The sequence below is a fragment of the Candidatus Methylomirabilota bacterium genome (assembly GCA_036002485.1).
Taxonomy (GTDB): Bacteria; Methylomirabilota; Methylomirabilia; order Rokubacteriales; family CSP1-6; genus AR37.
This window is the reverse complement of record DASYTI010000030.1, coordinates 1-5,467: the sequence shown is the minus strand read 5'-3', so window position 1 is coordinate 5,467 and position 5,467 is coordinate 1. Positions and strand designations below refer to the sequence as shown.

Annotated in this window: 6 protein-coding genes; 1 reads left to right on the top strand and 5 read right to left on the bottom strand. The window is 66.6% G+C overall.

The window, feature by feature from the left end:
* Positions 1 to 907: LLM class flavin-dependent oxidoreductase (locus tag VGT00_03475; protein ID HEV8530458.1), on the top strand; the 907-nt coding region annotated here is incomplete at its 5' end.
* A 121-nt stretch (positions 908 to 1,028) separates the two neighbouring features.
* Here VGT00_03475 and VGT00_03470 read toward each other — a convergent pair.
* From VGT00_03470 to VGT00_03450, 5 genes are all read right to left on the bottom strand, one after another.
* The gene (locus VGT00_03470; GenBank protein ID HEV8530457.1) at positions 1,029 to 1,823 is read right to left on the bottom strand and encodes an ABC transporter ATP-binding protein; all 795 of its coding nucleotides are present in this window, start codon (positions 1,821 to 1,823) and stop codon (positions 1,029 to 1,031) included.
* A 92-nt stretch (positions 1,824 to 1,915) separates the two neighbouring features.
* Positions 1,916 to 3,112, bottom strand: coding sequence for an ABC transporter substrate-binding protein (locus VGT00_03465; protein HEV8530456.1), 1,197 nt, complete (start codon positions 3,110 to 3,112; stop codon positions 1,916 to 1,918).
* A 22-nt stretch (positions 3,113 to 3,134) separates the two neighbouring features.
* A complete protein-coding gene (locus VGT00_03460; GenBank protein ID HEV8530455.1) occupies positions 3,135 to 4,178 on the bottom strand; it encodes a branched-chain amino acid ABC transporter permease in 1,044 nt (347 codons plus the stop codon).
* 3 nt (positions 4,179 to 4,181) lie between these two features.
* Positions 4,182 to 5,081, bottom strand: a complete 900-nt coding sequence (locus VGT00_03455) for a branched-chain amino acid ABC transporter permease (protein ID HEV8530454.1) — start codon at positions 5,079 to 5,081, stop codon at positions 4,182 to 4,184.
* The coding region (locus tag VGT00_03450) for a long-chain fatty acid--CoA ligase (protein ID HEV8530453.1) at positions 5,078 to 5,467 on the bottom strand (390 nt) is incomplete at its 5' end. The genes VGT00_03450 and VGT00_03455, both read right to left, overlap by 4 nt.

The window sequence follows — 5,467 nt, the reverse complement described above, 5'->3', positions numbered from 1 at the left end:
GCTCTGGCTCGCGACCCAAACGACGCGGCTCAAGCTCGGCTGTGCCTTCAACGTGGTCCCGATGTGGCACCCGATCCGTCTCGCCGAGGACTACGCGATGGCCGATATCGTCACCGACGGTCGCGTGATCATGGGCGTGGGACGTGGCTACCACTCGCGGGAGGTCGAGACGTTCGGGGCGCCCGTCATCGACCAGGGGGCGAACCGGGAGCTGTTCGAGGAGCAGATCGACCTCCTGCTCAAGTGCTTCAACGAGGAGGCGTTCACCCACCAGGGCAAGCGGTACGATTGCCCTCCGGCCGTCGAGTACCGCGGCTACCAGCTCACCGACATCACGTGTGTGCCGCGGCCGAAACACTTGCCCGTGGAGATCTGGATGCCGATCGCGAGCAGCAAATCCATCGACTACATGGCCAGCAAGAACTTCAAGGCCATGGTGACCCTCAACGGCGAGAAGATCCTCGACGACGTCGTGAAGGCGTACCGCGACGCCTGCGCGAAATACGGCCGCCCGAAGCAGCTCGGCGAGGACATGATCTGGGGCGCCGGGCTCTACCTCGCCGACACGCCCGAGGAGGGCAAGCGTCGCGTCGAGCCGTCGCACGACGAGCGCTACAAGTGGTTCGCGCCGTTCGGCTTCGTGCGTTACGCGGACGCGCAGGGCCGTACGTGGGGCACCCCGGGCGCGCCCGCGCGCGTGCCGTCGCTCGCCGACGGGATCCAGCAGAAGGCATGGTTCTGCGGTCCGCCGTCCCTCGTCGTGGAGGGCATCAAGTCCATCGAGGCCAAGTATCCCGGGCTCGAAGACTTCATGATCCACTGGGCGGAAGGGCTCTCGGCGAGGGAGTTCCAGGAGCAGTTGCGCTGGTTCGCGCGCGACGTGATCCCGGAGTTTCAGAACCGCTGAGCGCGCCGACCGGCCTCGGGTACGGGGTGTCCCACCCGCGCCAACTGGTGTCGGAGAGACGCGAGGTTCGAAGGCTCCGCGCGCCGGCGTCGCCGGCGCACTCGAACCTGGGGGGAGCGCCTTAGAACACCCAGCGCTTGCGGCGCTTGTAGAACTTGACGTCGCGGAAGCTCTTGCGCCGGCCCGCCTCGCTGAGGCCGAGGTAGAACTCGCGCACGTCGTCGTTGCTGCGCATCTTGTCGGCGGGGCCGTCGAAGACGATGCGGCCGTTCTCCATGATATAGCCGTAGTGCGCGATGCGCAGGGCGATCTGGGCGTTCTGCTCCACGAGGAGAAACGTCGTCCCGCGCTCGACGTTGATCTTCTGGATGATCTCGAAGATCTCGCGCACCAGCAAGGGGGCCAGGCCGAGCGACGGCTCGTCGAGCAGCATCAGCCGCGGCTTGGCCATGAACGCGCGCCCGATCACCAGCATCTGCTGCTCGCCGCCCGAGAGGTACCCCGCGAGCTGGTTCCGCCGCTCCACGAGCCGCGGGAAGTACTCGAAGATCATCTGCATGTCCTGCCGCACGCCCGCGGGCTCCCGCCGGGTGTAGCCGCCGATGCGGAGGTTCTCCTCCACGGTGAGGCTCTCGAGGACCTTGCGCCCCTCCATCACCTGGACGATGCCGAGGCGGCAGATGTCCTCGGGATCGAGCCCGTCGATGCGCCGGTCCAGGAACTCGATGCTGCCGTCGGTCACCTTGCCGGCCTCGGTCTTGAGCAGGCCCGAGATGGCCTTGAGCGTGGACGTCTTGCCCGCGCCGTTGGCGCCCAGCAGCGCCACGATCTGGCCGTCGGGGACCTCGAGAGAGAGGCCCTTCAGGACGAGGATGACGTTGCTGTAGATGACCTGGATGTTGTTCAGCTTGAGCAAGGTGTTCTCTCGCGTTGCGGCGGCCCCTCACCCTGCCCTCTCCCGGTGGGGAGAGGGAGGGAGGAGGCTCGCCCTAGGCTAGTGGGCGCGCGTTACTTGCCGATCCATTTCATGTCGCGGTCGACGGAGACCTCGCGGACCTGGACGATCTTGCCGCCCTTGACCTGGACGAGCCGCGCGCGATTGGTCGGCCGATGGTCCTCGTTGGTATAGGTGAAAGGCGGGGTGAGCCCCCACGTGTCGAACTCCTTGAAGCTCTCGAGGGCGTTCTTCACCGCCTCGCCCGTCGGGTTCGGCCCCGCCCGCTTGATCGCCTCGGCGGCCACAATCACCCACAGCCAACCGCGCATGTACGGCGAGTTCGGGGTCTCGTTGGGATGGTTCTTCTTGTGCACTTCCATGAGGGTCTTCATGCCGGAGACGTTCTCACCCCAGTAGGCGACGTCCTGGATGCCCAGCACGCCCTCCGCCGCGTCTCCCGCCAGCTTGGGCGTCCGCTCGTCGATGCCGTAGTTGTTGATCACGTACGTGACCTTGAGCCCGAGCTTGTAGGAGTCCTTCAGGACCACCGGCACCCACTGGGTATTGGTGTTGACGTACACGAAGTCGGGGCTCTTCTTCTGCATGGTCAGGAGCTGGGAGGTGGCGTCCACGACGACGGTCGGGATGATCTCCTCATCCACGAGGTCGATGCCGATCTCCTTGGCGTAGGCGCGACCCGCCTCGATGGGCGCCCGGCCGTACGAGTTGTCCGCGTAGATGAAGGCCACGCGCGGCTTGCGGCTCGTGTCCTTCCACGTCTCCTTCACGTGGTTGAGGAAGATGCGGATCTGGCTCGTGTAGTCGATGCCGCCGGGGAAGTTGTACGGCGTCTGCCGCGGATCGGTCAGGTGGCCGGAGTACGAGCCGGACAGATACGGCATCTTGTCCTTGGTGATGAACGGCCGCAGGGCCTCGGTGTCCGGCGTGCCGTAGCCGAGGACGAGGAGCACCTTCTCGTCCTCCACGAATTTCTTGTACGCGGCCACCGCCCGCGGCGGCTGGAAGCCGTACTCCACGCTCACGAGCTCGATCTTCCTGCCGTGGATGCCGCCCCTCTCGTTGAACCATTGCACGGCATCGTTGCGGCCCTTGGCAATGTCCTTGCCCTGGTCCGAGGTGGGGCCGGTGAGGTCCACGAGGTTGCCCAGTTTGATGGGGGCCTGGGCCTCGGCGGGCGCCGCGGCGAGGCCGAGGGCGACGAGGCCGACGAGAAGCAACCGGACGAGCGGGCCAAGCGCACGGCTCATAGCGTCCTCCTTCGGTGAGGGGTCAATACGAATACGGCCACAGCTGCCAGTAGCTGCGGAAGCGCACCCAGATGCGCGCGAGCCCCAGGGGCTCATACATCAGGAAGAAGATCACGGCGAGGCCGAACACGACGTCCCGCACGGAGGCGATGAAGCCGAAGGCCTGCGGGTAGATCCCGGTGAGCGAGGTGGCGGTGAGCTTCAGCACCTCGGGCAGGAGCGTCATGAAGATCGCCCCGAAGATGGAGCCGACGATGCTGCCCATGCCGCCGATGATGACCATGGCCAGGTAGTCGATGGCCACGAGCAGGGTGAAGGAGTCGGGGAAGAGGATGCGCGAGTGATGCGCCATGAGCCCCCCCGCCACGCCCGCGTAGAACGAGCTGACGATGAAGGCGAGGAGCTTGTAGCGCAGCAGGCTCACGCCCATCACGCTCGCCGCCACGTCGCGGTCGCGCACCGCGATGAAGGCCCGGCCCACCCGGGTGCGGAAGAGGTTCTTGGCGAAGAGAATCGCGGGAACCACCAGGGCGTAGATGAGGTAGAAGATCCGAAAGTCCGAGTCCAGCGGAAGACCGAACACCACGGCGGGCGGCACCGACAGCCCGACGACGCCCTTGGTCATACTCTCCCAGTGCACGATCACGAAGGTGGTGATGAAGTGCGCGGACAGCGTGGCGATCGCGAGGTAGAGGCCCTTGAGACGCAGGGAAGGGATGCCGAAGATCAGGCCGAACCCCGAGGTGATGAGGGCCCCCAGCGGGATGGCGAGAAAGAACGGCAGCCCGACGTTGACCTCGAGGATGGCCGTGGAATAGGCGCCGACGGCCAGGAACGCGGCGTGCCCGATCGAGATCTGCCCGGTGAAGCCGAGCAGGATATTGAGCCCGATCGCCCCGATGATCGCGATGCCGATCCGGTTGAGGACGTCCATCCAGTACGTGGTGGCGAAGGGCGGGAACACCGCGAGGCCAGCGAGGAGCAGGACGAGGCCGACGATGGGCAGCGCGGTGTCGAAGATGCGCTCGTCGCTCCCGTAGCTGACCCTGAACCCCCCGCACTTCATGGGCTAGACTCGCTCGATCTCGGCCTTGCCGAAGAAGCCGTAGGGGCGGAGCATGAGGATCAGGACGAGGATCACGAAGGGCGCCACCTCCTTGACCCCGCCGCCGAAGATGGGGTCGAGGTAGCCGCCGGAGAGGTTCTCCAGCACGCCGATCAGCACGCCCCCGATGATGGCCCCCGCCACGCTGTCGAGCCCCCCCAGGATCACCACCGGGAAGACCTTGAGGCCGAGGTCGGCGAGCGAGAAGTCCACGCCCCCGCGCACGTTGCCGAGGATGATCCCGGCCAGCGTGGACACCACGCAGGCGATGCACCACGACAGCGCGAAGATCCGCTTCACGCTCACCCCCAGCGACTGCGCGACCTGCTGGTTGTCCGCCGTCGCCCGCATCGCCATCCCGGTGAGGGAGAAGCGGAAGAAGATCGAGAAGGCGAGGAGCAGGATGAGCACGACGACGAAGCTCCACAGGTGCACGGGCGACACGGGCACCGGCCCGAGGCGGAAGGGCTCGGGCGAGAACAGGACGGGGAACGGCCGCGTGTCGCTGCCCCACGTCATGTTGAGCACACCCCGGATCACGCTGGCGAACCCGAACGTGACCATGATGACGGAGATGATCGGCTCCCCGATGAGCGGGCGCAGGATCCCTCGCTCGATGACGAGGCCGAGGAGGATCGCCACGACGAGCGTCACGGGCAGGGCCAGGTAGAGCGGCATCTTCATGTTGAGGATGGTGGCCCACGACACGTAGGCCCCGAACAGCACCAGCTCGCCCGGCCCGAAGTTGACCACCGACGAGGCCTTGAAGATCAGCACGAACCCCAGCGCCATCAGCGAGTACACGCCGCCCACCGCGATGCCGGTGATGACGAGCTGGAGCATGAAGACGAGGTGCTCGGTCATCGCGCGTCTCCCATCGCCACGCGGTCCCCCGCCCCGTCCCGCGCGTAGAGCTCCTCGATCATCTCGCGGTACTTGTCCAGGATCGTCGCACGCCGGACCTTGTTCGTCCGCGTCAGCTCGCCGTCGTCCGCGTCCAGCTCCTTGTCGAAGAGGCCGAAAGCGCGGACCCGCGCCACCTCGGGCAGGTCATGGTTGACCCGGGCCACCGCCTCAGCGACCAGCGCGGAGACCTCGGGCTTGCGGGCGAGGTCCTTGAACGTCGTGAAGGGCAGCCGGCTCGTCTCCGCCCAGCTCCCCACGTTGCCGAGGTCGATCTGGATGAGGGCCACCACGTGGGGCCGGCCCTCGCCGATCACCACCGCCTCCTTCACGTGGGGGCTGAACTT